Annotated in this window: 21 protein-coding genes; 9 read left to right on the top strand and 12 right to left on the bottom strand. The window is 50.6% G+C overall.

Annotation, left to right across the window (positions count from 1 at the left end; genetic code table 11):
* Window positions 1-21: 21 nt before the first annotated feature.
* Both P6574_RS10985 and P6574_RS10980 read right to left on the bottom strand, forming a co-directional pair.
* Window positions 22-552, bottom strand: a complete 531-nt coding sequence (locus tag P6574_RS10985; RefSeq protein WP_310620322.1) for an NADPH-dependent FMN reductase — start codon at window positions 550-552, stop codon at window positions 22-24.
* A 23-nt stretch (window positions 553-575) separates the two neighbouring features.
* Complete coding sequence (locus P6574_RS10980) at window positions 576-1,268, bottom strand: pirin family protein (protein WP_310620321.1); 693 nt, start codon at window positions 1,266-1,268, stop codon at window positions 576-578.
* Window positions 1,269-1,391: 123 nt separating this feature from the next.
* Here P6574_RS10980 and P6574_RS10975 point away from each other — a divergent pair, with 123 nt between their 5' ends.
* Window positions 1,392-2,279 (top strand): LysR family transcriptional regulator, encoded by an 888-nt coding sequence (locus P6574_RS10975; protein WP_310620320.1) that lies wholly within the window; start codon window positions 1,392-1,394, stop codon window positions 2,277-2,279.
* Between the two features lie 14 nt (window positions 2,280-2,293).
* Here P6574_RS10975 and P6574_RS10970 read toward each other — a convergent pair whose 3' ends face one another.
* On the bottom strand, window positions 2,294-3,841 hold the full coding sequence (locus P6574_RS10970; protein WP_310620319.1) for a sensor histidine kinase: 1,548 nt from the start codon (window positions 3,839-3,841) through the stop codon (window positions 2,294-2,296).
* A 213-nt stretch (window positions 3,842-4,054) separates the two neighbouring features.
* Between P6574_RS10970 and P6574_RS10965 the strand changes: the two genes are divergently transcribed.
* The 3 genes from P6574_RS10965 to P6574_RS10955 all read left to right on the top strand — a co-directional run bounded on the left by P6574_RS10965 (window position 4,055) and on the right by P6574_RS10955 (window position 6,009).
* Entirely contained in the window at window positions 4,055-4,684 is a 630-nt protein-coding gene (locus P6574_RS10965) for a glutathione S-transferase family protein (protein ID WP_310620318.1), read from the top strand.
* A complete protein-coding gene (locus tag P6574_RS10960) occupies window positions 4,624-5,304 on the top strand; it encodes a uracil-DNA glycosylase family protein (RefSeq protein ID WP_310620317.1) in 681 nt (226 codons plus the stop codon). The genes P6574_RS10965 and P6574_RS10960 overlap by 61 nt, the downstream gene beginning before the upstream one ends.
* A gap of 213 nt (window positions 5,305-5,517) precedes the next feature.
* Window positions 5,518-6,009 carry an Lrp/AsnC family transcriptional regulator gene (locus P6574_RS10955; RefSeq protein WP_310620316.1) on the top strand — a complete coding sequence of 164 codons (492 nt, stop codon included), beginning with the start codon at window positions 5,518-5,520 and terminating at the stop codon, window positions 6,007-6,009.
* Window positions 6,010-6,069: 60 nt separating this feature from the next.
* On the opposite strand, the gene P6574_RS10950 is transcribed toward P6574_RS10955, so the two are convergent.
* The 9 genes from P6574_RS10950 to P6574_RS10910 form a co-directional block, all read right to left on the bottom strand.
* Window positions 6,070-6,948, bottom strand: a complete 879-nt coding sequence (locus tag P6574_RS10950; RefSeq protein WP_310620315.1) for an NAD(P)-dependent oxidoreductase — start codon at window positions 6,946-6,948, stop codon at window positions 6,070-6,072.
* 103 nt (window positions 6,949-7,051) lie between these two features.
* Window positions 7,052-7,963 (bottom strand): ABC transporter permease, encoded by a 912-nt coding sequence (locus P6574_RS10945; protein WP_310620314.1) that lies wholly within the window; start codon window positions 7,961-7,963, stop codon window positions 7,052-7,054.
* Window positions 7,960-8,670: an ABC transporter permease gene (locus P6574_RS10940; RefSeq protein ID WP_310620313.1), complete on the bottom strand. Its 711-nt coding sequence runs from the start codon at window positions 8,668-8,670 to the stop codon at window positions 7,960-7,962. Before P6574_RS10940 ends, P6574_RS10945 begins: the two co-directional genes overlap by 4 nt.
* Before the next feature lie 82 nt (window positions 8,671-8,752).
* Window positions 8,753-9,529 carry an ABC transporter substrate-binding protein gene (locus P6574_RS10935; RefSeq protein ID WP_310620312.1) on the bottom strand — a complete coding sequence of 259 codons (777 nt, stop codon included), beginning with the start codon at window positions 9,527-9,529 and terminating at the stop codon, window positions 8,753-8,755.
* A gap of 319 nt (window positions 9,530-9,848) precedes the next feature.
* On the bottom strand, window positions 9,849-10,859 hold the full coding sequence (locus P6574_RS10930) for a class I SAM-dependent methyltransferase (protein ID WP_310620311.1): 1,011 nt from the start codon (window positions 10,857-10,859) through the stop codon (window positions 9,849-9,851).
* A gap of 146 nt (window positions 10,860-11,005) precedes the next feature.
* Window positions 11,006-12,256 (bottom strand): molybdopterin molybdotransferase MoeA, encoded by a 1,251-nt coding sequence (locus P6574_RS10925; RefSeq protein WP_310620310.1) that lies wholly within the window; start codon window positions 12,254-12,256, stop codon window positions 11,006-11,008.
* Window positions 12,257-12,302: 46 nt separating this feature from the next.
* Window positions 12,303-12,989: a molybdenum cofactor guanylyltransferase MobA gene (gene mobA / locus P6574_RS10920; RefSeq protein WP_310620309.1), complete on the bottom strand. Its 687-nt coding sequence runs from the start codon at window positions 12,987-12,989 to the stop codon at window positions 12,303-12,305.
* 191 nt (window positions 12,990-13,180) lie between these two features.
* Window positions 13,181-13,639 carry a BLUF domain-containing protein gene (locus P6574_RS10915; RefSeq protein ID WP_310620308.1) on the bottom strand — a complete coding sequence of 153 codons (459 nt, stop codon included), beginning with the start codon at window positions 13,637-13,639 and terminating at the stop codon, window positions 13,181-13,183.
* Window positions 13,640-13,829: 190 nt separating this feature from the next.
* Window positions 13,830-15,803, bottom strand: a complete 1,974-nt coding sequence (locus tag P6574_RS10910) for a bifunctional 2',3'-cyclic-nucleotide 2'-phosphodiesterase/3'-nucleotidase (protein ID WP_310620307.1) — start codon at window positions 15,801-15,803, stop codon at window positions 13,830-13,832.
* Between the two features lie 263 nt (window positions 15,804-16,066).
* Between P6574_RS10910 and apbC the strand changes: the two genes are divergently transcribed.
* From apbC to P6574_RS10885, 5 genes are all read left to right on the top strand, one after another.
* On the top strand, window positions 16,067-17,197 hold the full coding sequence (gene apbC, locus P6574_RS10905) for an iron-sulfur cluster carrier protein ApbC (RefSeq protein ID WP_310620306.1): 1,131 nt from the start codon (window positions 16,067-16,069) through the stop codon (window positions 17,195-17,197).
* Window positions 17,198-17,406: 209 nt separating this feature from the next.
* A complete protein-coding gene (locus tag P6574_RS10900) occupies window positions 17,407-17,670 on the top strand; it encodes a hypothetical protein (protein WP_310620305.1) in 264 nt (87 codons plus the stop codon).
* Complete coding sequence (locus P6574_RS10895; RefSeq protein ID WP_310620304.1) at window positions 17,667-18,158, top strand: hypothetical protein; 492 nt, start codon at window positions 17,667-17,669, stop codon at window positions 18,156-18,158. Before P6574_RS10900 ends, P6574_RS10895 begins: the two co-directional genes overlap by 4 nt.
* A 542-nt stretch (window positions 18,159-18,700) precedes the next feature.
* On the top strand, window positions 18,701-22,171 hold the full coding sequence (locus P6574_RS10890; protein ID WP_310620303.1) for a cadherin-like domain-containing protein: 3,471 nt from the start codon (window positions 18,701-18,703) through the stop codon (window positions 22,169-22,171).
* Between the two features lie 350 nt (window positions 22,172-22,521).
* The gene (locus P6574_RS10885) at window positions 22,522-23,466 is read left to right on the top strand and encodes a DMT family transporter (RefSeq protein ID WP_310620302.1); all 945 of its coding nucleotides are present in this window, start codon (window positions 22,522-22,524) and stop codon (window positions 23,464-23,466) included.
* Window positions 23,467-24,730: the final 1,264 nt, after the last annotated feature.

Here is a 24,730-nt window from a genome sequence, read left to right as displayed (position 1 = left end):
CATCCTACATTTTCTGCACGGCTAGTTGGAGTAGAGCTTTTGTACGGCGGCTTGCAGCTGTGAGTCTAATTCCCCTTTGCGCAAGCTACCTGCTTCCATGTCAAAATTATCGTAGAAGCTTGGAATGGACAGGCTTGCTTTCAGGTCCACACCAAAGAAGGGCGCGGAGCCTACAGCTGCCTGAAGGACACTTTTTGCACCACCAGGGCCAGGGGAGGTGGCAAGATAAACGGTTGGCTTATCTTGAAAGACCTTCTGGTCAATACGTGAAACCCAGTCGAAAAGGTTTTTGTAAGCGGCGGAATAACTCCCGTTGTGCTCCGCAAAAGAGGCGATAACCGCATCCGCTCCTTTGATTTTTTCAAAGAAAGCTTTGGCAAGTTCTGGCTGGCCAAGCTCTTTTTCCCTTTGCTCACTGAAAAGGGGAAGTTCAAAATCATTCAGATCAAGGACTTCCACCTCGCCGCCCTCAACCAGTGAGGCAGCGTAACCAGCTAGCTTTTTATTGATGGAGGTTGCGCTACTGCTTGCACCAAATGCGATAATTTTCATGGGGTTTCTCCGTAACTGTGATTCTAGGAATTTTCAGTAAAGTGAATTACTACCAAGCCGAGGCTTTCGTGAGACGTGAGCTCCAAAGAGTTTCCCTCGATTAAGTCGCCGGCTTTTACTGGAATACCGTTTGCGATGGCAGTTCCGTCCGTAACGAGGACAATGAAAGGCCCATCAAGACTGAGAATCTCGTGGTCGTTCAGGTATCCTATTTTGCAAGTCATTGTATTGTGGAATGTATCAGCCTCATTTCCACCCAATACGGTGGTGAGACCGTTTTTTTCCAGTTTGAAATCCCTATAGGCGGGTTCCAGATCTTTTTCTGGCGGGTTAAACCAAATTTGCACGAGGTCGGCGGTTTCTCCATTCAGGCTAAACTCGGAGTGCTGGATGCCAGTTCCTGCCCGCTGAACCTGTACGCCGGGGCCCGTGATAGTTGTGCCATGCCCCATGGATCCGGTATGTCCTACTGCGCCTTTGGGAATGAAACTAACAATGTCCACATTAGAATGTGGGTGCATTGGGGCACCGTCGTCCGCTTTAAAATAACCGTTGGCAAGGTAGATAAAATCACCTAGACCATGGCTGATGTCGGTTCTGTTTTTTGCAGATGCCCACAGGCTCGGATTCATGACCATTCTTGTTTCAACAATCCCTGCAAAACCGCCCAAAGGTAGATCGTCTTTATGAATGATGCGAAATTCGTTAGTGTTCATAATCAGTTCCCTCAATCTGTGATGTTTGACTGAAGCGAACCTACCGAGAAAAATTATCTATTAATAATATTGTTTTTTCACTATAATAATCGAAATATTAGATCATCTTTGGCGAGGCATTTTGTGACACATGAACAACTAGTTGTCTTGAAGGCGATTGTTACCCAAGGAACGTTCCGCGCTGCAGCTGAACACCTGAATAAATCTCAAAGCGCTTTAAGCCATATGCTGAAGAAGCTTGAGGACGAAGTTGGCGTTGAGCTTTTGTCCCGCGCTGAATACAGGCCCAAACTCACGCCAGAAGGGGAAGTATTCTACCGTAATGCCACCCGGGTTCTGTTTAGCATGCAGGAATTGAAAAACGTCGCCAACTGCCTGAGTGCAAAGCAAGAAGCCGAAGTGGTGGTTGCGGTTGACGGAATCTATCCGCTCTCACCTCTTTTGGGATTGGTGAGTGAAATGGCAAAAAGCTATCCGGCGACCCATATTCGCTTGACCCGTGAGAGTATGGGCGGCGTCATTGAAAGGTTGTATCGTGAAGAAGCGGACATCATCATTACGACGATTCATGGTGTTGCTGCGGACATGATCGAGGCGCTTCCCCATGCATCCACAACCATGATTCCTGTGGCACACCGTGACTTCGAACCCGCTAAAACCAGCTATCTGAAGTCCACCAGTGAAATGCAAAATTACACGCAGATTATTGTGGCTGACAGCAGTCAGGGAGATTCCAAACAGACCAGAGGGCTCTTGCCCGGTGGATTGAAGTGGACTGTATCCGATTTTCCAACGAAGAAGGAAATACTCTTAAAAGGTATGGGGTGGGGCGGAATGCCGGATCACTATGTGCAAGACGAATTGGAGCAAGGTGAGTTGGTGGCCCTCAATGTGGAAGGGTATCCAGATGTTCATGTACCTCTTTTCCAAATGCGCAAACGTGGTAGTTCCGTTGGAATTGTTGCCCAAGCCATTTGGGAAAAGCTGTTACAGATAGAAGGCTATAATTAAGTTTGAAAAATTCCTCATTGGGAAGGATAGGATTTCAAATCATCGCGCGGCTGAGATGCGTGGTATGGGCTTTCATCCAAGGTTTGATTGCTTTTTAGTATGCGTTTTGCAGGTAGGCTGATGGTTACAGTCGTACCACAGTGGGGCGTGGAGGAAATGTGGAACTCGCCATCGTGCATGACCGTGAGGGCCTGTACAATGGAAAACCCAAGGCCGGTGCCTTGTTCCGCACTTTTAATGGCCTGCGAACCTTGCCCGAACGCCTGAAGAACAGTGGGCATCTCTTTTTCAGGAATGCCCGGTCCGTTGTCCTTGATAGAAATGAACTGTCCGCCTGTTACGGTAGATCCCACTGATACCCTGACTTCTCCGCGCTTGGGAGTGAACTTGATAGCGTTCGTCAGCAGGTTCAGGATAATCTGGCGGATGGCACGCGAATCTGCCCACACTTTCGGCAGGCTGGCTTCATGCTCTTCATGCAAATCAATTGATTTATAGGCCGCTCGCATTGTGAGCATCTGGGTGCATTGGTCGCTTATCTCCGCAAGGGAAACGGCCTCCTCGTGCAGTTCATAACGGCCCGCCTCAATTCGGGAGAGATCTAGAATTTCGTTTATGAGGTTCAAAAGGTGTTGGCCGGAACTATGAATATCATTGCTATATTCCGCATAGCGTTGGTTGCCTATCTTGCCCAGAAGTTCGTCTTTCATAACCTCGGAGAAGCCAAGAATCGCATTGAGCGGCGTGCGAAGCTCATGGCTGACGGCGGCCAGAAATCTGGATTTTGCCAAGTTGGCTTCCTCGGCGCGGCGGCGAGATTCCAAGGAGATAGCATTGAGCTGCTCCAGCTCCACGATCAAATCGTCTTTTTCTGCCCGATACTCCAGCATGGTCAGGGCCGATGCGTGCACCTGCCGGGATAGTATGAGAAAAAAACCTTGTGCGCCAACAGCCATGGCCGCCATAGCGTAATGAATGGGTGTTGCGTAGGTCATAAAGCAGTAAATGAGGGTGAAGGTAATGGGAACGGTTCCCAGAATCAGGGCATTGGGCATGGGGGCAGACAGCATGGCAGCCATGGCAATAACAATCAGCATGGTTGCAAACTGGAAAACCTCAAAGCCCTCCGTAGGTGTGTGGGCAATGTTTAACAGGAAGAAACTGGACCAGCTCAGGCCATAAAGTGCTTCACCAAGCAACAGCTCCCGCCTTACGTTCCTCAGGTTTGGCGAGGCTTCTACCGCCTTTTCAAGCTGGTGGGTTGAAATATAAACCAACAGATGAATGCTCAAGGCAAACAGAAGCCATACACTTACCCAAGCGATTTTAATCCAGATGCTGGATATTGCCGCCACAACCACCACAAACAACGGCATTGCAAATATTGCACTGAGCCGGTTGCGAATGAACATCAGCGTCAAGTCCACTTCAAAGCTGGGCCGCACTTCCTCGTCTTTTTTGAAGCGTTTACGGGCAGCCTTAAGCGCCTTAACAACCTCATGGCGTTTTCTGAATCGGTCGCGATTTATGGGTGTGTCGTTCATACTTGAGCGTATTTTCACCCGCCTACACCTAGATTACGTCAGTTGGATTACAGTTGCTTTCAAGGGAAGCTATGCTTTCGATTAGGATGAATACATAATGTTAAGATTGCTCTGACTTCTATGGTAAGTAAATAATTAAAATAATTAGGATAGATGTACGGAGTTGCTTCATGCTGAGGAAATGATTTCCATGCATAAGAAGCAACCAATTATAACTATCAGGAGAGGGGTATGAAATTATACACACACGAGATGGCGCCCAATCCGCTTAGGGTCAACATTTTCGTTCGCGAAAAAAACATCAAACTGGAAACTGTGGAATTGGAGTTCATGGAAGGAGAGTTGAAAACCGATGAGTTTTCAGCGCGAAATCCCATGCAGCGTATTCCAGTGTTAGAGCTTGCTGACGGGACGTATATTTCTGAATCTCATGCAATTTGCCGTTATCTTGAACAAATGTACCCCCTTCATCCGCTTATGGGCCTTTTGGCAAAGGAACAGGCACTAATTGAAATGTGGAACAGGCGCGCCGAGTTCAATATTTTGGGGCCTGCCCAGCATTGCCTGCGCCATACCAGTTTAGCCATGGCTAAACTTGAAGTTCCGCAGATAGAGCAATGGGGGGAGGCGAACCGGCAACGCGCTTTGGAGGCTCTCAACGTATTTGATAGCCAGCTGGCACAAAATGAGTTTGTCGCGGGTGATCGCTTTACAATTGCCGATATCACAACTTATGTTGCAGTGAATTTTTTGAAACCCAGCAAAATTCCAGTCCCCGAGAAACTGGAAAATCTGAATAAATGGTTCCAGAGAGTAAAGAAACGCGAGAGCATATCGACGAAACGGACGTTGGCTGCCTAAAACAGCAAATAGCGCGGTGCCGTGTGTGTGTTGATAGACCAAAGCGCGCACCCTTACCCCATACGCCCCGCCCTGTGGTTGTTATGTCTGCAACCGCCCGTTTGCGTATTGCCGGACAAGCTCCTGGAACCCGTGTTCATGCCTCGGGCCGTCCTTTTACCGACCCCTCGGGGGACAGGCTCAGGGATTGGCTGTCCATGGATAAAGAAGTCTTTTATAATTCTGATTTATTGGCAATCGTGCCCATGGGGCTTTGTTTTCCCGGTCTTGATAAACACGGTGGCGACAAGCCTCCACGGCCTGAATGCCGCGCCACGTGGCATGATAGAATTTTCTCCGCGATGCCCCAATTGGAAACCGTTATTGCCATTGGTCAGTATGCCCAAGCATATCACCTTGGGGATCTTAAGGGCCGGTCCATGCGGGAGACAGTCGAAAACTGGCGGTTTATTTGGCACGTTACCGGCGAGCGGTTTGAGCGCGGGGAGGGGCCGCGTATTCTTCCTCTCCCTCATCCTTCATGGCGAAACAATGCGTGGCTATCCAGGAACCCATGGTTTTCTGAGGAGGTTCTGCCAACCTTGCGGGTACATGTTAAAAAGTTAATCCAAGAATCTTGATGTTAGATTCGACCATCTTTAAGACGTCTGCAGCTCTTTAGCCAATACAAGTGCGTGCATCTGGGTACGGTTGCTCAACCTCAATTGAATATTGAAAAAAAATACTACAATGAGAGATAACTACGCGTAGTATCTGGTAGATTTTTTCCCTAATCCAGATACAATCTACGGTGTTTAACATAAGAACCAAGAAAAATATTTGGGGGGCGAAACATGATTGATCGCATTGATAGGCGGATCCTAGCGATTTTACAGGAAGACAGCACAATACCGGTCGCGGAAATCGGACGTCGTGTCGGTCTGTCTACGACCCCTTGCTGGCGACGGATTCAAAAGCTGGAAGAAGATGGCGTTATCACCCGCCGTGTGGCCATTCTTGATCCCAAAAAAGTCAATGCCCGTGTCACTGCCTTTGTGTCCATTACAACAAACCGGCACAACGATGACTGGCTGCGCAAATTTGCGGACGTGATCAAAGAGTTTCCCGAGGTTGTGGAGTTTTACCGCATGGCCGGGCAAGTGGATTATTTGCTGCGCGTGGCGGTTCCGGATATCGAAGCCTATGATAACTTCTATCAAAGGCTAATTGCCAAGATCGAAATCTCTGATGTTTCTACCACCTTCGCCATGGAGCAGATCAAGTACACAACAGAGTTGCCTTTGAGCTATGTTCCCGCTGAAAAGCCCAAGGTTCCCGGCATGTAGCCCAATTGGATAGCCGTGGATGCTTTCGTGTGGCAGCCCCTCGCAAGGGGCTGCTAATTTTTATTGGTCAGCTTTGTTCATACGCGCAAGCAGTGCAGAGGTGTCCCAGCGGCTGCCACCCATGGCCTGAACCTCCGCATAAAACTGGTCAACAAGTGCGGTGACAGGCAAACGAGCGCCGACGCGGTCCGCGGTGTCGAGGCAGCTCTTCAGGTCCTTGCGCATCCAGTCCACCGCAAAGCCGTGCTCAAACTCACCTTCAACCATGGTTTTCCAGCGGTTCTCCATCTGCCATGACTGGGCAGCGCCGCCGGATATGGCCGAGATGACCTTTTCAATATCCAGATCAGCCTTTTGGGCAAAATGAATGGCTTCAGACAGGCCCTGTACCAGTCCGGCGATACAGATCTGGTTGACCATCTTGGCTTTCTGGCCAGCGCCAGTACCGCCCATTAGGCCAACGAACTTTGCAAAGTTTTCAATGACTGGCTTGGCAAGATTGAACGCGTCTTCATCGCCGCCCAGCATTACTGTCAGAACACCGTTTTCTGCGCCTGCCTGCCCGCCTGATACAGGGGCGTCAAGGAAGCTGAAGCCTTTTTCCTGAGCCAGAGCATAAAGTTCCTCGGCCAGCTGCGCGGAGGCGGTGGTGTTGTCGATAAACACAGCGCCTTCCTTCATGGCATGAAATGCTCCGTCAGGACCGGTCGTCACAGATCGCAGGTCATCATCATTTCCAACGCAGCAAAATACGAAGTCACAATCCTTTGCAGCCTCTTGTGGAGTAGGGGCATACGTGCCGCCAAATTCCGTGGCCCACTTTTGTGCTTTTGCGGTTGTGCGGTTGTAGACCGTCACCTCATGGCCGCCGCGTTTAGCCAGATGTCCAGCCATAGGATAGCCCATAACCCCAAGACCAATAAAAGCAACTTTTGCCATCGTGTCATACTCCAACAATACAGGCGGATGTCTATGATAGGTGCTACCGACCACCAGACAACATGCAAAAAATAAAAGGCATCCAAATGGATGCCTTATTCTATTATCGTTTGAGGTGCCGTGTCAGCCGGTTTTCCAGTTTATCCCAGAGTCTTCTAAGTGTTTCCACCATTATGAGATAAAGAACCGCTGCCCACACATACGCCTGAAAGTCATAGGTGCGCGAGAAGGCCCGCCGTGTTTCACCCATAAGATCCAAAATGGTGATGATAGCCACAATGGCGGACCCTTTAATCAGCAGAACGATTTCGTTACCGTAGGGGCGCAGGGATACAATGAGTGCTTGCGGGAGAATGATCTTCCAGAAGGTCACCCATTTTGGCAGGCCAAGCGCGGCAGCAGCTTCCCATTGGCCTTTCGGCATGTTTTCAATTGAACCGCGCAGGATTTCAACCTGATAGGCACTGGTATTCAAGGTAAAGGCGAGAATGGCACAGAACCACGCCTCGCGCAGTATCCACCACACGCCAATGGCTTTCAGTTCCGCCTGAAAGGAACCTGCCCCATAATAGATGAGGAAGACCTGAGCCAGCAGGGGCGTTCCGCGGAAGAAGTAGACATACCCATAGGCAATGGTCGAAAGAACTTTGTTCTTAGACAGGCGCATGGCGGTGAGCGGGGCGGAAAGCAGGGCGCCCAGCACAAGAGAAATAGCCAGTAGCTGAAGGGTAATCAGCAGGCCGCTCAACAGTTTGGGACCGTATTTCGTCAAGAACTTGGGGTTTGCCGAAATCTCAACGGAATTTTGAAAGGGAACCCATCCAGACCAGCCAAGGTCAAAGACAACATGGTTGCTTTGAGCAAGAAACAGAAGGATGCCAACTGCGCCCAGTGCCCAGGCTGCCAGCCATAAGCTGCCAAAAGCGCGGGCTATGGACCAAGTGCGTTTCAAGGCTGCGGGAGCGGGGCGTGCCTCAATTTGCTGTGGACTTACATAGGTGGAATAGCTGCTCATCTTTGCACCTCACCCCGTTTGGTCCAGTTTTCAATGCGTTTTATAACACCGGAAGAAAGGGCCGCCAGAACAAGGTAGATCACGCAAGCAACGCTGAAAAACAAGAAGGGCTCCTTCGTTGTCCGGGCTGCCATATTGGAATACCTGATGATATCTGCCAGACCGATAATGGAGACAAGGGAAGTCTCTTTCAACAAAATCAGCCAAAGGTTGCCAAGGGCAGGCAAGGACAGGCGCAGAAGTTGCGGCCAGATAATAAGGCGCAAGGTTTGCACTTGGCTTAACCCGAGAGCATGAGCTCCTTCGTACTGGCCGATGGAGATGGCGCGGAACGCGGACAGGAAAGCTTCGGATGCATAGGACGAGAATACGAGCGAGAGTGCGATCATCCCGGCCAGAAAGGCATTCACTTCAAAATACCCAATTCCGAAGTAGCTCAAAATTTTCTGGATGAGAATTTGGCCACCGTAATAAACGAGGAATAGGGTCAAAAGTTCAGGTAGACCGCGAAACAGTGTGGTGTAGATATTCGCGGCGGTTCGGATACTTGGTTCATTTGAGTTTTTTGCAAGGGCTATGAGAAAACCGGTGACCAGCCCAAAAGGCAGGCTGGCAAGCGCAAGACCGACGGTCATCATGATGCCGGTTGCTATTTCATCTCCCCAACCTGTGGGCCCAAACCCCAACAGCATTATTATTTGATCCATTCCGAAGGGAATCCCTTTCGTAGATATGCGGAACGGCGGGAGGGGTTCCCGCCGCTCTGGTTATCAATTAGTTAATGGGATATTACTCGCCATAAACGTCGAAGGTAAAGTACTTGTCGTTAATTTCCTTGTACTTTCCGTTGGCGCGGATTGCAGCAATGGCAGCTGTGAGCTTTTCTGCCAACTCTTCATCGCCTTTGCGAACGCCAATACCAGCACCTGCGCCATGAATTTCTTCAACAGACTTCATAGTACCAAGAATTTCACAGCACGCGCCCTCATCGGATTTAACCCACTCTGTCAGCACCATAACATCGTCAACCACAGCATCAACGCGGCCGTTTTCAAGGTCCAGCTTGTACTCTTCAGAGGTCGGGTAGAGGCTTACATTGGAGTCAGGATAGAACTGCTCGGAATAAATGGAGTGCGTTGTGGAAGACTGTGCACCAATTTTCTTGTCAGCCAAGTCAGCAGGGCTTGTACTCTTCAGGTCAGAGCCCTTTTGTACAGCCATGCCCGGAGGTGTATTGTAATATTTCTCGGAGAAACTGATCTTTTCTTCACGCTCGGGCGTGATGGACATGGATGCGATGATTGTGTCGTATTTTCCTGCAATCAAGCCGGGGATGATGCCATCCCAATCCTGTGTTACCCACTCGCACTCAACTTGCATTTCCTCACACAGCGCATTGCCGATTTCCACGTCAAAGCCGGTGAGTGTGCCGTCAGCCGTTGTGTAGTTGAATGGAGGGTAGGCGCCTTCGGTGCCCATACGGATCTTTGTCCATTCTTTTGCTTCCGCTCCCCCGATAGCTGAAAGTGCAACGGCAGCAATCGCTGCAAAACGCATAAAACGCATACTAAAAATCCCCTTGGTCTTTATTGCAGAGTTCTCTGGAAGGCTCTCTGTCTTTAGCCGAATTAATCGAACATTAATTTTCGTTAAAACTCAACTCTTTTTAACGGCTTTGTGAAGTAAAATGTGTTGTTTTAACTGCTTGAGGCTTCAAAAAATTGCAAATATGACGGTGTCTGGGGATTATTTTCCCTCAGCCATGCTTAGCCCTCAATAGTGCCAAATCTTCAATTCCTAATGGGTTCTTTGAAATCTACGTGATTCTGCGCAGGAGTGAAGCTATAGAGCCATGACTATTTGGCATAATCTTGTGAGATGACGACTACAGGCGTTCCAGATGGATAAAGTTATGGACGCCGCTTACATTGTACTGCTCTGGGGTTTCGGCAATGCGTTGTTGCAGCCGGGAAAACAAAAGCTCAACAGTGCTTGGGTCACCGCCGGTTTGTTGAACTGCACTCATAAAGGAATGTCGACACCAGCTGCGAACTGCCTTCATGACTTTACTTGCGTAAATGGAAATATCACCGTCCTGCGCAAATTGAGTGCGACTGGGACCGGAGATTGTTTTTGTAGAAAGAGAATGGACCTTCCAGTTTTTCTTGGAGTGGGGAAGATCGAGAATCCGCTGAACCTCGTCTGCGGTCTTATAATAGTTTTCTATGAGTGTGTACTCAAAGGTTTCTTTGGAAATCAGCTTCTCGTTCAAGAGCGCCTTCCAAATGTCGTGGAGCGTATCAAACAGGTCCGGGTCTGTACCGTTATGTCCCAAAAACTCGCCGTCCGGTGTTTGTGCAAGATCCACCAGAATAAAGTGCCCACCCCTGCGAAATTCGCAGGCCCGCAATTTGAGGAGACGGTCGAAATCCGTAAGGGCCTGCGCCCGAAACTGTTCGCGAATGTCACCTTCGACCCTGTTTGGATGTAAATGGCCGATGGCGCGGCGGGGAACCTGTGAAAGCCAGTGCATGGTTGTCGCAGCGAAGCCAATGTCCACACTGTCCTCTCGCGCTATAAGGTTGTAGAAACTAGTTGGCTGAATGAAGACGCACAGCCCCTCGAATTCTGATCGCAGTATTTCCAGATTTGGAGCAAGCCCGTTGAAGTTGTTCTGGGGGAGATCGTTGGAGGTGAAATAGATCCTTTTCCCCTTCAGCTCTTCAAAAATTCTTCTGAAGTAATCCATGGAGGTTCCACCATCGGCGGCACCATAATTCAGTATCTCGTAGGAGGAGCGGGCGGGCAAATGCGAAAGAGCTTGATCCATGAGTGGCCAGCTTTTATCTATCGCGAACTGCGCCCCTTTTGTATCTTGAGAGTAATTTTCCGCCATCTGTATTGGCATGGGAGCTATCCAAGAATTAGTGCCTAGACCATGCTCATAGATACACGAGGCAGGCCCGCTAAGCAACGCAGGTCATGCGTTGCAAGATAGTATCCTTTACAATGAAGTTAATGGACGCTCTTTCAAAATATGCTTTAAAAACCGTAGGCACTGAAAGGAATAAACTCTATGAGGTCCCCCTCATGTATTTGTGAGGTCTGCTCATCAATGATAATAAGGCCGCTTGCGTAGGTCAGGGACGAGATGAGGGCGGAACCATCATTTTTGTACTTCTCTACCTGTGTTTGACCATTGCTTTGAATGGAAAGTCTTCCACGTAAAAATTCCCTCCGTCCAGTGCGCTTGCGGGACCAGTTGAAGGCAGCGGGCACACGGTGGGCAGTGGGGGAAACCTCTTCAACTCCTGATCTTTTCAAGATGAATGGCCGGGCAAAACTCAAGAAGCTCACCATTGCGGCGACAGGGTTTCCCGGAAGCCCCAGAAAGTCACAGTTGCCAATGCGGCCATGCATAAAGGGTCGTCCGGGTTTGATAGCAAGTTCCCAGAACTGGGCGGAGCCAAGGGTTTGAACAACATGGCCGATCAGATCCGCTTCCCCCTGTCCGGCTCCTCCGGAGGACAAAACCAGATCACACTCTTCAGCGGCTTTTTCGAGGGCCTTTTGCGTGACCAGCGTATCATCCGGCAAAATCCCAAGATCAATAATTTCCACTGGTAGTGTGGAGAGCAGGGCGTGGAGAAGGTAGTGGTTGCTATCGTAAATCTGCCCCTCCTTTAACGGATGGGGTGGCCGTACCAGCTCATTGCCGGTGGAGACCAGAGCAACTTTCAAAGGGGCGAAGGTACTGACTTGGTCGCGCCCACTGGAGGCCAGTGCTGCGATGTCTTGCGGGCGAAGCTGTTGGCCTTTGGAGAGAATTTTATCACCGCATTTCACATCCTCTCCTTTAAGGCGTATGTTAGAACCTTCTTTTAATGGACTGAAAACATTGATAAATTCAATTCCGTTCTGAAAAATCTCCTCGCACTCTTCCTGCATGGCAACAGCGGTGGTGCCAGGCGGAATGGAGGCTCCGGTAAAAATGCGAAGGGCATGGCCGGGTTGTAGCTGCGGCGCACATTTATCCCCTGCAAGCGTTTTGCCCATCACCGTATATGTTGCGGGAGGAATGCTGCTGGTACCTGCAGCTGCACAAATCGCGTAGCCATCCATTGCGGAGTTGTTTGCATTTGGCACGTTTGCGGTGCTGATAAGGTCCTCGTTGAGAACCCTGCCTCCGGCGCTGTCGAGCGGAATTGATAGGGATGTGGCAGGAGCTGTAGCGTTTGCTAAGAGTTCTTCGAGGGCTTGCGTATAGGAGAGGCTTTTAAATGTCTTTTGCATTATGTTTCCAAATAGTGGGAGGCGCTTTGGCTGCCATATCTATGGGTTACAGAAGCGATACCCTGTTACCACTCAGGTAGGATCGGGCCATCTCCAGATCCTCGGGATTGTTAATATTGAAAAAGGGATCAAGCGGGCCTTCTTGGCTCTGCACTATGGAGAACGAGACCACGGCGGGTTTAAAGTCCTTGGAAAAACCCATGAGGGATCGTCCCCCGTTTTGCAGGTAGGCCCGAAGGTCTTGTTCAAGTGCCAGCGGCCAGAGGCTGCATGTGGGGTGCGTTTTGCCTTGCGAGGCGCTCATGGCAAAGGCGTGAGGGTGGCTTTCGGCAGCTTGTGAAAGAACGTGCGCAAGGTCCAGCGGAAAAAAAGGCGTGTCACACGAAACGGATAGCACCCACTTTGCGCTCGCGCTGTTCTTGCGTGTCCATTCCATTGCACTCAAGATACCCGCCAGTGGACCAAGGTGGCCTTCCAAAGTGTCCTTCAGGATTGGATAACCGAGTGTGGCATGAAACTGTGTGGGGGCATTGCAACTTAAAACGGTTGTATGCACCTGCTTACTCAGCCGGTCCGCAGTGTGTTGAGCCAGTGCCGCGCCCGCCAGAAAAATCTGAGACTTATCTTCCCCGCCCATGCGGCTGGAGTGGCCTCCCGCCAGAATGCAGCCAACCGTATGAGGGCTATGTGTAGGCGGGCATATGCCTGAACTGTCTTGAATGCTTTGCTGCATTGGTTATGTCCGCAGAAAATTGATCTACTGACCAATCTTGTGGGCGAAGTTCTACGTAATTACAAGGGGAAGAGGCCGTGTGGGCCTGCGACACTTTGTGCTTTCACGCAAGAGTGCGAGCTGCGTTTCCCAGTTCCGGGCGGATGGAACATGGGAAACGCGCTCAGCGTAACAGGGAGGAGGGGGCCCTGCTACATCAGTGAAAGGTGGTTGGTAATCGCGTTTTCTTTCAAGCCGATTGATAATAGGATGAGGACTTCCTTAAACTCTTCATGGCTGGTGTATTCGCTGTGGGTCGCCAGCGCCCTTATGAATCTAGGATACTCTTCAAGAGCTCCCTCACGAAGGTCGCAAAAATGCATCCAGCTGCAGTTGAACAGGCGGTATTGTACTTTTTCGTTACAAAGGACCGTCAGGTCGCTATGGCGCTTGTCGGAAAGGGCACACTCAAATGTGATCTTCACGGCATCCCACGGCCCTTCCAGCATTTGGAACACGTGTGAATCCGTCAAAACAAGGGCACCCGTTACACCTGAGCGGGCATTAATGCGGCGAATTCGTCCCAATGTCAGCGCCACCTCGTCATCAAGATTGCGCTTAATCGCTGGCCAATGAATTTTACTTCGGTAGGAAAGCTGCGTGATAAGCATTTTGAACTCCTTCCTAAGAAAGAGTTTGATTAATAAGTCTTTTGAAATAGTAAAGACTAAAGATAATTGAATAAATATATTTGTTATTAATAGATAATAATAATTTTACTTAAGTATAAGTGAGTATTTGTATATGTTGTTATGTAAATAACCTGCGCCTGCAAAGTGAATGCAGGCGCAGGTGCGGATACTAAAGGGTTATGCGGTAACGGGCAAAGCCATCCGCACCATCTCCAGCCGCCTCAATGGACACGCCTTTGACATCCTTCATGAAGCCTGTTGCCTTTGGACCAGTATCGAACAGAAGGGTGGTTCCTTCAGTTGGTACAAATGTCCAGTTGGCGTCTGCGGACGGGTTGATGGTGCCTTGCTCCACAATATAGCGCACCAGCACATCGCGGTTGGTGTCGGGGCCAACAAACACGATTACATCCTCGGAAATGCCGGGGAAGTGGCCACCGCCGCCGGCGCGGTAATTGTTTGTTGCAATGATGAACTCCTGCTCGGGGTCGATGGGCTTACCTTCGAACTGGAGGTTTTTAATGCGGTTTGCATTTTCATTGAGCAACTTGCCCTTGGGACCATATTTGGCGGGCTCTGTGACATCAATCTGGTATGTAACTCCGTCCATAACATCGAAGTTGTAGCTCTTGTATTGAGGATTGATGAGGATCTGGTCCTTCTCACCCGCCTTGATCTGGTTGAAGATACCGGCGGAGCGCTCCAGCCATTCCTTGACACCGGCCCCGTTTACTTTCACAGCCCGCACTGTGTTGGGGTAGAGATAAAGGTCGGAGACATTTTTAATGGCCACATCACCAACAGGTACATCGGTATAATAATCCGGCCCGCCCCGTCCGCCTGCCTTGAATGGCGCGGCTGCAGAAAGGACAGGAAGATCGGCATACTCGCCCCCTTTAAGCATTTGCTTGATATACCAAGTCTGGGCTTGAGAGACGATCTGCACGGATGGATCATCTGCGACAAGAGCAAAATAGGAGTGTAGGGGCGCTGATGTTTTTCCTACAGGGCGCCGCACGTAGGCAAGGGTCGCCTCGTGGTCCTCTTGAACAGAATCCAGCACTTTTTGAAGGCTTTCAACATCGGCAATGCTCTTGCGGCCTTCCTTGTGGTAGATGCTCGGCGCTTCACTCATGAAATTGGCAATGCGCCAGCTGTTGCCATCGCGCTCCAGCATCAGGTCGATCACCCCAAGGTTCGAGCCCCAGAAGCCGCCCATGGCAGCGGGTTTGCCGCGCAAGGTTCCTTTTTTTGTGTCTACGCCGGGCAGCCCCTCATAGGCAGGGCCGGGGAAGACAAGATGGTGGTGGCCTGTAAACAGGGCATCAATTCCCTCAACGCCTGCAAGGTGCAAGGAGGCGTTTTCCATGTTCTCATGGAACTGGCCCGCATCAATTCCCGAGTGGGACAGGGCAACGATAATGTCACAGCCCTTTTCCTTCATTTCTGGCACCCACGCTTTTGCCGCATCCACTATGCCGCGTACGCCCGCCTTGCCAACAAGGTGGCGTTGATCCCAGTTCATGATTTGCGGTGGAACAAAGCCGATAAAGCCCACTTTAATGGGGTGGGTCTTGCCAGCACCGTCCGTTATCGTCTTTTCAACGATAACGTAGGGCTTCATGAATAAATCGTCCCCGCGGCCAGTGGCGCCCAGCTGCCCTTTGTTGAAGTTGGCGCACACAAAGGGAAAGTTCGCCCTTGCCAGCGTTTTGAACAGGAAGTCCAGACCGTAGTTGAATTCGTGGTTTCCTAGAGTGGCCGCGTCATAGCCGAGGGTATTCATGCCGGCAATGACCGGATGCATATCCCCTTCCTTCATGCCTCGCTCATAGGCGATATAATCGCCCATGGGGTTGCCCTGCAAAAAGTCGCCGTTGTCCACCAGCATGGTGTTGCTGGCTTCACCGCGGATGCGCTTGATAATGGAGGCGGTGCGCGCAAGGCCTGCTGTATCAATTGGCTGGTCACGGTAGTAATCATAGGGGAAGACGTGAACATGCAAGTCGGTGGTTTCCATAAGGCGCAGGTGCGCTGTACCTGCGCTGGCGAGAACGGAATATGGATGCATGATGCTTGCAGCGCCAGCGGCGGCTACACCGCCCAAGAATGCCCTGCGTGAAAGAGAAAACGGATCTGCCATTATGTACCCCAAAAGTTATAGTGCAGCGGTCGCTCTCTTGGTCCCCCCAAAAGGCGATGGCTTAGTCTTGAATAAACCTTCCCACTTTGACAATAGGAGAAGTTCATAGGGATACATATCTAATTTGAGATACAAACACCTTTAGGAGCCCAAACCACGCGATTGTGGCAATACCTGCGACAGCATGGGCAATTGACCGAAAACCCTCGCTGGTTTAGGCAGTTATCAGCAATGTGCTATATGAATGAGGAGGATGGGACAAAATGGCAAACCTCACCAATGAGAGGGTTCTGGATGTCCTGCGACAGATTAAGGGCCCCGAAGGGACTGGTAATATCGTCGATCTGGGTCTGGTTGCAGACCTGTTTATCTCCAGCGGAAAAGTCGTGTTTTCTGTTAGGGTGCCTCAAGAGCGGGCGGCGCAGCTGGACGGGCTGCGGCAGGCTGCTGAAAAGGTAGTCTCGGTTCTTCCGGGCGTGGAAAAGGTGATGGTGGCGCTGACGGCGGAAAAAACGCCAGGTTCCCCGCAGGCGAGTCCGCCGCGCCCGCAAGGCGCAAAGCCTGCACCTGCAAGCGGTGGTCTGCAAAAGCTCGGAGTGCCGGGCATCAAGTCCATTATTGCGGTTGCCTCCGGCAAGGGCGGTGTTGGAAAGTCCACCACCAGCGCCAATCTTGCGCTGGCCCTGTCGCAACAGGGGCTGAAAGTCGGCCTTTTGGATGCAGATATCTACGGGCCTTCCATCCCCAAACTGATGGGTGCCCACGGCAAGCCAGAGGCACTTGAGGGGCGTTTGATGAAGCCCCTGGAAGCTCATGGCATCAAGCTTATGTCCATTGGTTTTCTGGTGGAAGAAGAAACGGCCATGATCTGGCGCGGCCCTATGGTGGTCTCCGCCCTCAACCAGATGCTGCGTGAAGTCACATGGGGCGAGCTGGATGTTCTGGTGGTGGATATGCCCCCTGGAACAGGCGACGTGCAGCTTACTATGGCGCAGAAAGTGCCACTGGAAGGGGCGGTAATTGTCTCCACCCCGCAGGATCTGGCACTGCTGGATGCGCGGCGCGGCGTGAGCATGTTTGAAAAGGTTGCGATCCCTGTCATGGGTATCGTTGAAAATATGAGCCACTTTGTGTGTCCTGATTGTGGTGGCCGTCACGAGATCTTCGGCAATGGCGGTGCGCGTAAGGAGGCGGAAAAACTGGGTGTTCCTTTCCTTGGTGAAGTTCCGCTCACCATGGAAGTGCGCGAACAATCTGATGCCGGTACGCCAGTGGTGGCCAGCCATCCGCAGGGCACTGCGGCCAAAGCCTATCAAGGCATCGCTAGCCAAATCGCCCAGAGCTTAAGCGGCGGTGAGGGGCATCAGGCAGCTCCCAAGCTGGTGTTTGAATAGAGCATAAAATTGACGGCCAGTTGAGCGCTTCAGCTGGCCGTCCGACACGCTGCACCTGCCAATATGGTGGCTGCATATAACAAGCCTGCCGCTGGGCGTCCCTTTCCTCCCTTCCTTAACTCTTACCCCCCTTAAAATTGTCAATTGCGGAAACGGGGTAAAAAACCGATAGTTATCTGTGATGGTCTCGAGTTTTGGGGGCAGGTCGCATGGTTAAGGGCATTAACGAAATTACGGCTATAGCGGGGTCTATCTTTGAACAGGCCGGAACATTCTGGGTTGCCATCGGTGGCTTTAGCATTCTTATTTTGTGGTGGCGGTTTGATCGGATAATCACTGCCATCTCCAAGTGTGTCACGGCCTATCGGGTCACGACCATGAAGATTAAGGAAAGCGACCACAAGCTGAAAAACACTCCGACAGAAGAGGAGGGTGAACAAAAGCCGGAGTACCCAATGGAGGATGTGCAATGATGGTTCTTGCAAGTCTGCTCTTTTCGGCTCTGGTCTTCTTTCTGACAGCAGAGCAATTGGCTTTAGCGGTTCAGCGGCAAATGGAAATTCTTCAAAAAGAAAGTGAAGAGTTCTATCGCCTATCAAGTGGTGTTATGCGAAATGTTAATATCCCCAATGACTTAAGTGAGTATGTTAAACTATTAAGTTCGCTTGTTAATGTGTCAGCTTCATCCCTTATTGTTCTCATTGCCTTGCTTCCCAAGCGGGTTTCCAAACAAAAGGCGCACTCACAACAGGCGCTGGAGTTCTTGCAAAACCACCCTGATATAGAAGCGCAATTGCTTGAGCTGTCTTCTGCTGCACTTCTTGCCGCAGCTGTTCGCACGCCGCTGGTGGGCGCAATCGTCTTTGCCTTGGTCAGGAGGAAAATGGAAAAGCGTGGCAAGTCTGCCGTTGTTAATCTGGGTGCCCTGCACCTGCTTCACACCAGACATATGTCAGCATAGGTGAGGGGGTGCTTTTCTCCCTTGCAACAGAAGGGCAGAAAATTCCATCTCCTCGCGGGACTGGGCAGAAAATAGGTGAGCGCATAATTGGAATTTTTGCAGAAAATTATCACAGTACTTACACGAAACTGTTATTTGAAGTTTTGTCAAATTAAATTAAAGTAATATTTAGTAAATGCTGACGAGTGTTGAAGGTAACAACAAGAATAACGCTATCAAAATAGGCGCCGCTGACATCTGAGCAGTACCCTATGACAACTTGTCAATATGCTTTCTCTTCAGTGAAGGTTTACGCAGCGTGTAGAGAAGAACAACTCTGACAAGTGGTAGGAAGTGCGCCAGAAAAGAGTACCGCATGTCCGGGCCTACAAGCAATCGCACTTGTCCCAACCTTCGACCTCCACCACCGGCCAGATGCTATCTTTTGCCGGACCTATGCGGCTTATTACCCGCTGTGTCTTCGATTCAAATCACCTCAATAACTACCAAAACAAGAATGGGTTTGCACTTACATGCAATCTTAAATGAGGAGGCTACCCCCAGTGGCTAAAGTTAATGGAAACAACAATAACAACCTGATCATTACTGGCGATAGTGATGATCAGGTTTATGGCAATGGTGGAAACGACTATATCGAGACCAAGGGTGGCGATGATTATATCCATGGCGGCGGTAATGATGACACCATTAAAGCCGGGGATGGAGAAGACGAGATCTGGGGCGGCAATGGCAGTGATTTGATTTACGGCAATAAAGGAGACGATCTCGTCTATGGCGGCAACGGAAATGATAACATCTATGGTGGAAAGGGGAACGATACCATTGATGGGGGCGCCAAAGACGACACTATTAATGGTGGCAACGGAGCCGACACTATCATAGGTGGAAGTGGCAATGACATAATTAACGCTGGGAATGGAAACGATACGGTTATTCACGATGAGGAGAGTAACCTCACGTCAACTGACGTCTATTCTGGTGGGTCGGGAACGGACACTCTGCGCTTAATCGTTTCCAGTAGTACATTTTATTCAACCTTGTTCCAGTCGGAGCTTGCCAATTTTGAGAGTACTCTGAGTGCAATGGGTAGTGTTTCCGGCACATTCTCCAGCCTTGGTGTACAGTTCGACTCCTTTGAGAATATTGTCATTGAAACGACAGGCAACACCGCGCCAACCGCCACCTCAGTTGATCTTGGGTCTGTTAATGAGGATGGCAGCCGCCTGATCAGGGCCCAAGACCTGTTAGTGGGGGCAAACGATGGAGATAGCGATACGCTGACACTGACCAGCTTGAGCATTCAATTTGGCAGCGGCATATTGACCAACAATCAAGATGGTACGTGGACCTATAATCCCGCAGAAAATGATGATAGGGGTGTGACCTTTTCCTACACGGTTTCCGATGGAGCACTTCAGGCATCCAGTACAGCTACGCTGGACATCACCCCCGTCAATGATGCGCCTGAGGCAAACTCTGTCGATTTAGGAAGCTCTGAAGGTGATGGAACCCGCATAATTGCTGCATCTGAACTTCTTGCAGGCGCTTTTGATGTGGATGGTGACACTCTGTCCGTTTCTGACGTCTCTATTTTGTCCGGTGCTGGCACCCTTTCCGATAATCCAGATGGAACCTGGTCTTACGTATCCGACGGGAACCAAGGGGAAACGGTAACTTTTTCCTACACAGTAACCGATGGAGAGCTGACAGATACATCCACAGCAGACTTGGAAATTCTCGCGCAAAACAGTCCTGTTGAGGGCGAGGTTGAAGTTGCTGGCTTCGCGATTGCTGGGCCTTCGGGACAAAGCGGGACGCACCATGGTGCAGCTACGCTTTTTGCGGATACATCAAGGTTGATAGATTCAAATGGACTAGGAGCGTTCTCATACCAATGGCAGCAATCGCTCGACAACGGGTCTAGTTGGAGCTCCCTTGCCAACGGAGATGGTATAAACCTCACCCTTCAGCCATCATCTGTTGGTTCTCTTGTTCGGGTGAATGTCACCCATACTGATGGCAACGGGTTTGCTGAAACACTCACCAGCGCAGCCTCGGAAGTTGTGGAGCAGATTGATACAGGAGAGTTACACTCAGAGTTCGGCTTTGTTATTCAAGGCGGCGAAGCTGGGATCAGCTCCGGTTATGATGTGTCAGGTGCAGGGGACATCAATAATGATGGCTATGATGATATCATTATTGGCAGCAATCAAGGATTTGATAGTGCACCTGAAGCCTACGTTGTCTTTGGAGGGGCTGATGGTTTTGGCACATCTGACGCAAGTGGTCAGGATGTTATAGACCTCGGTTCTTTGAGCCCTTCAGATGGCTTCATAATTCGCGGTGAGCAAAACTATTATGACCTTTTTCTTGATGACTTCATGTCTGGAACTACTGTTTCGGCAGCAGGAGATCTGAATGGAGACAATATTGATGACCTGCTCTTTGCAGTTTCGGGTGTTGGAAATGCTCAAAATGGTACAATCTACGCTCTATACGGCTCAGAAAGTACGTTCGGCACAACGGCTGGAGATGGACGGCAAGTTGTAGATGCGTCAACGTTCAATGGCAGCTCTGGTTTCAAGATGAAAGGCGCATCCGGAGAGTTTGCCGGAATCGATATATCGGATGCCGGAGATATGAATGGTGATGGTGTCGATGATGTGATTATCGGCACAGGCATCCCTGGTACAGGAAACACTAAGGTCTATGTTGTATATGGCGACACCCAAGGGCATGGAAACCTCAACCTGAACAACCTTTCCACCTCACAAGGTTTCGTTATAGAGTCCAATGCCGCGAATGATGGTCATGGCCAAATCATTTCCAGTGCTGGCGATGTCAACGGAGATGGCTTTGATGATATTATCATGGGAGCACCTTTTGGTGCGGGTCGTGGAGGCCTTTCGGGTGATCCTTACTCAGCAGGTGAAGCCTATGTGGTCTTCGGGTCACAAACCGTCACTGGTGATCTCAATCTATCCAGTCTTACACCAAATCAAGGGTTTGTAATTCAAGGCTCCAGAGCAGACGATACTGTGGGATACAGCGTATCCGGTGCAGGGGATGTTAATGGCGATGGCTTTGATGACATGGTTGTGAGCGCGCCACTTTTCACTCTTGATCCGAACCGAATTGAAGACAGCAAATCAATAACACACGTCCTTTTTGGTACAGATCAAGGGTTTGGTGTGCGCTCGAATGGACAGAGAATTGTGAACGCTGACGAGATCACGTTCGACAAAGGTTTTTCAATCGTAGATGAATTCGACAGTGGCCGAATATACACTCAGGAAAATGGGAGTGGCTCAGAACGTACGGAAGTAGGAGGCATAACGGGCTGGAGTGTCTCAGATGCCGGAGACTTTAATGGCGACGGATTTGACGACCTGGTCCTTTCTTCCGTAAAGGATTATGATAGCGATATGTCAAACGAAGCTTACATTGTGTTTGGAACGGACGGCCTGTTTGGAGTAAAGGACAAAGGCCAACAAACATTGAACCTCTATAATGCTGACTCTCATGAAGCTCTGAAGATTTTCGGTAGCTCCCCAGATTCTTCACTCGATTTTTTTGAAACCGACGAATTTGGAGCAACCGTGTCGTCCGCCGGAGATATCAATGGTGATGGTTATGATGATGTCCTCATATCCGCCAGCCGGAATGATGATGGCGGCACAGATGCTGGTGAAACCTACGTCATCTACGGCAGGGCGACTTCAATAGACTTGGGTCTGCAAGCTAATGACGACTTTGCAACAGCTACATCCGGCACACCAGTCGTTGTCGACGTACTTGCCAATGACATTGATCCAGACGACAACGTGTTTATCTTCGACGTGTCCGGCGTGGACAACGGCTCGGCGACCATAGACCCTCTTGACGCGGAATTTCTAACATTCACTCCCGATGAGGGGTTCATTGGTACAGAGACATTCGAATATCAAGTGGAGGATGAAAACGGCGACAGATCCTCAGCCACCATTACAGTTGAAGTCTCTGAAATGCTTTAGGTAAACTATGATAGCTTTTAGCCGAAATAAGGCAGCAAGTTGGGAAAGCGGCGGTCTGTCAGTCTATCAGTAGATGCAGTAGCTTTTCCAACCCGATGAGTTTTTGGTGTTGAGTACTCATTTTGAGGGTCATTCAGCGGTATATGGATGCCACTACCAGTCTTCAATAGGTTGACACCTAGCAAATTGATGTAAGTAGTTGTCGCGGGCGGCAGGATGTCACCTCGCTAACCCTATGCCTGCTTTGATATAAAGCCTTCAGAAATGATTGGAGCCACGTCAACACGTGCACAGGACGTTCCCCCGTTCAGCAAGCTGCGCCGCTCCCTCGTCTTCATGGAGCAAAATTAATGGGTATCGGAATGAATGGCCGCGCTATGCTGGCCATGTTCGTGTCCACCGCAGCCTTTATATTCAACAGTGCCATTTTCAAATACGCCGCACATTACATGCCAACCGGACAGTTCATTTTTCTGGAAGGGGTTGTCACTTGTGCCTTTATGGGCGTGCTGAGCCTGTTCTGCGGCAACTTTCGGGTGGGCTGGCAATTGCTACACCCAACAGTTCTGGCCCGCTGCGTTCTGGAGGTGGCCAGTACCCTCATGTATATGACAGCGCTCACCAAGATGCCTATGGCCAATGTGTCAGCGGTGTTGCAGGCCATGCCGCTCATGGTGACAGCGGGAGCTGCAGTGTTTTATGGAGAGGTGGTTGGCTGGCGGCGCTGGAGTGCCATTGCTCTGGGGTTTGTTGGCGTCTTGCTGGTGTTGCAGCCCGATGCTGGTGGCTTTGACCTTTGGTCTACGCTGGCACTGGGGTCGGTGCTGTGCCGCGCCCTGCGCGATCTGGTCACACGGGCCATGCCCAAAGGCCTGCCGTGCCTGTCTGTCTGTTTCGTTGTGTGTGTATCGGTCACACTTATGGGCCTTGGGGTCGGGGTTGCTGAGGAATGGGTAGTGTTGGAGGGCTGGCACGCACTACCTGTTATTTCCGGATCGTTTTTCCAGATAGCAGCCTACATTCTGGCGCTTATTGCCGTTCGTTTTGGGGATATGGTGGCGGTTGCTCCTGTGCGCTATACGGGGCTGTTGTGGGCTGCGGGTCTTGGGGTGCTCATATGGGGGCATGTGCCCGATATGCTCACCGGTGCCGGCATGGGCATTATCGTGGCCTCTGGCCTTTATATGGTCTACCGCGAGCATGTGCGGGCAAGCGAGGGGCGCAAGATGGTGCGGGCGTTAAAAGAGAGCTCTGCGGAAAGTGCGGCAGGGCTTGAGCAGGCAGGGGTAACATAAAAACTTATCCCCCTCCACTCGTGGGCCTCTACACTTGGTCTCGTGCTCATAAAAACGGGCAGCGGCGGACCGTCCGTCGCCAAGTTATGAGCCGGGATGGGGTTGTTTGGGGAGGTAACGCATCTTCAAGGGGCCCGGTGAGATATTGTTCGGGTTTCGCTGTAAAGGCCCGGCGGATTCAAGGAGCCCCTCCAGAGTCGCGAGCAGCTGCGGGCAACCGCATTTTTCGACTGCTGTTGGTTACCCCAGTATTTTGCATAAAATAATCCCGGGCAAGGCGGAATGCCAAAGCCGAAGAAACATTTTATTAGTCACTGCGCAGGCTCTTGGCCTGCCCGCCTTGCCACACCCGCTATTCGGGTTCTCTATTTCCAACCTGCTCGGGAAACCGCGTGGTGCTATCTGCGTATACCTGCACACTTCCCGCTCCCGCTGGATGATATCGGAGGTGTTTTCTGAGGCCCACCCCACGCTCACACGTCATCCCCGACCTGATCGGGGATCCAGAGGTGGGGCGCCAAATAGATGGAGGTTGGGCATCCACTGCAGTTCAAAAGGCATGGTGTTACCACCACAGCAACCTCTGTCTGGATCCCGCGTCAAGCGCGGGATGACTTCGGAGGTGACTTGAAGCCCCATCCCACCCACAGGCGTCATCCCCGACTTGATCGGGGATCCAGAGGTGGGGCACCAAATAGATGGAGGCTGGGCATCCACTACAGATCAAAAACGCATGGAGTTACCACCACAGCAACCTCAGTCTGGATCCCGCGTCAAGCGCGGGATGACTTCGGAGGTGTTTTTAAGGCCCCGTCCCACCCACAGGCTTCATCCCCGACCTGATCGGGGATCCAAAGGTAGGGCACCAAATAGATGGGAGGCTGGGCAGCCACTACAGTTCAAAAACGCATGGTGTTACCACCACAGCAACCTCAGTCTGGATCCCGCGTCAAGCGCGGGATGACCTTGGAGGTGTTTTAAGGCGCCGCCCCACCCACGGACGTCATCCCCGACCTGATCGGGGATCCATTTTCGAAAGCTGGTAAATTGATCAGTCAATAGGAAAGTAACTGAACAGTGCTGAAGGAATAAACTGTCCATAGTAATGAGAGGAATAGTTAAAGAGTGATTCTAATTACTTACTCAGATGATCTCTAGTACTAAGAATCTATATAGAAAAATCCTTAGGGGCATCCACGAAAATAACATTCCTAGAAACTTAGGTTAATAAAGGGTTAATATAAAAATTACAAAAACGATATAA

It is taken from the genome of Pseudovibrio sp. M1P-2-3 (assembly GCF_031501865.1).
GTDB lineage: Bacteria > Pseudomonadota > Alphaproteobacteria > Rhizobiales > Stappiaceae > Pseudovibrio > Pseudovibrio corallicola.
Note: the sequence above shows the minus strand (reverse complement) of the source record. Positions and strands in the feature narration are given on the sequence as shown.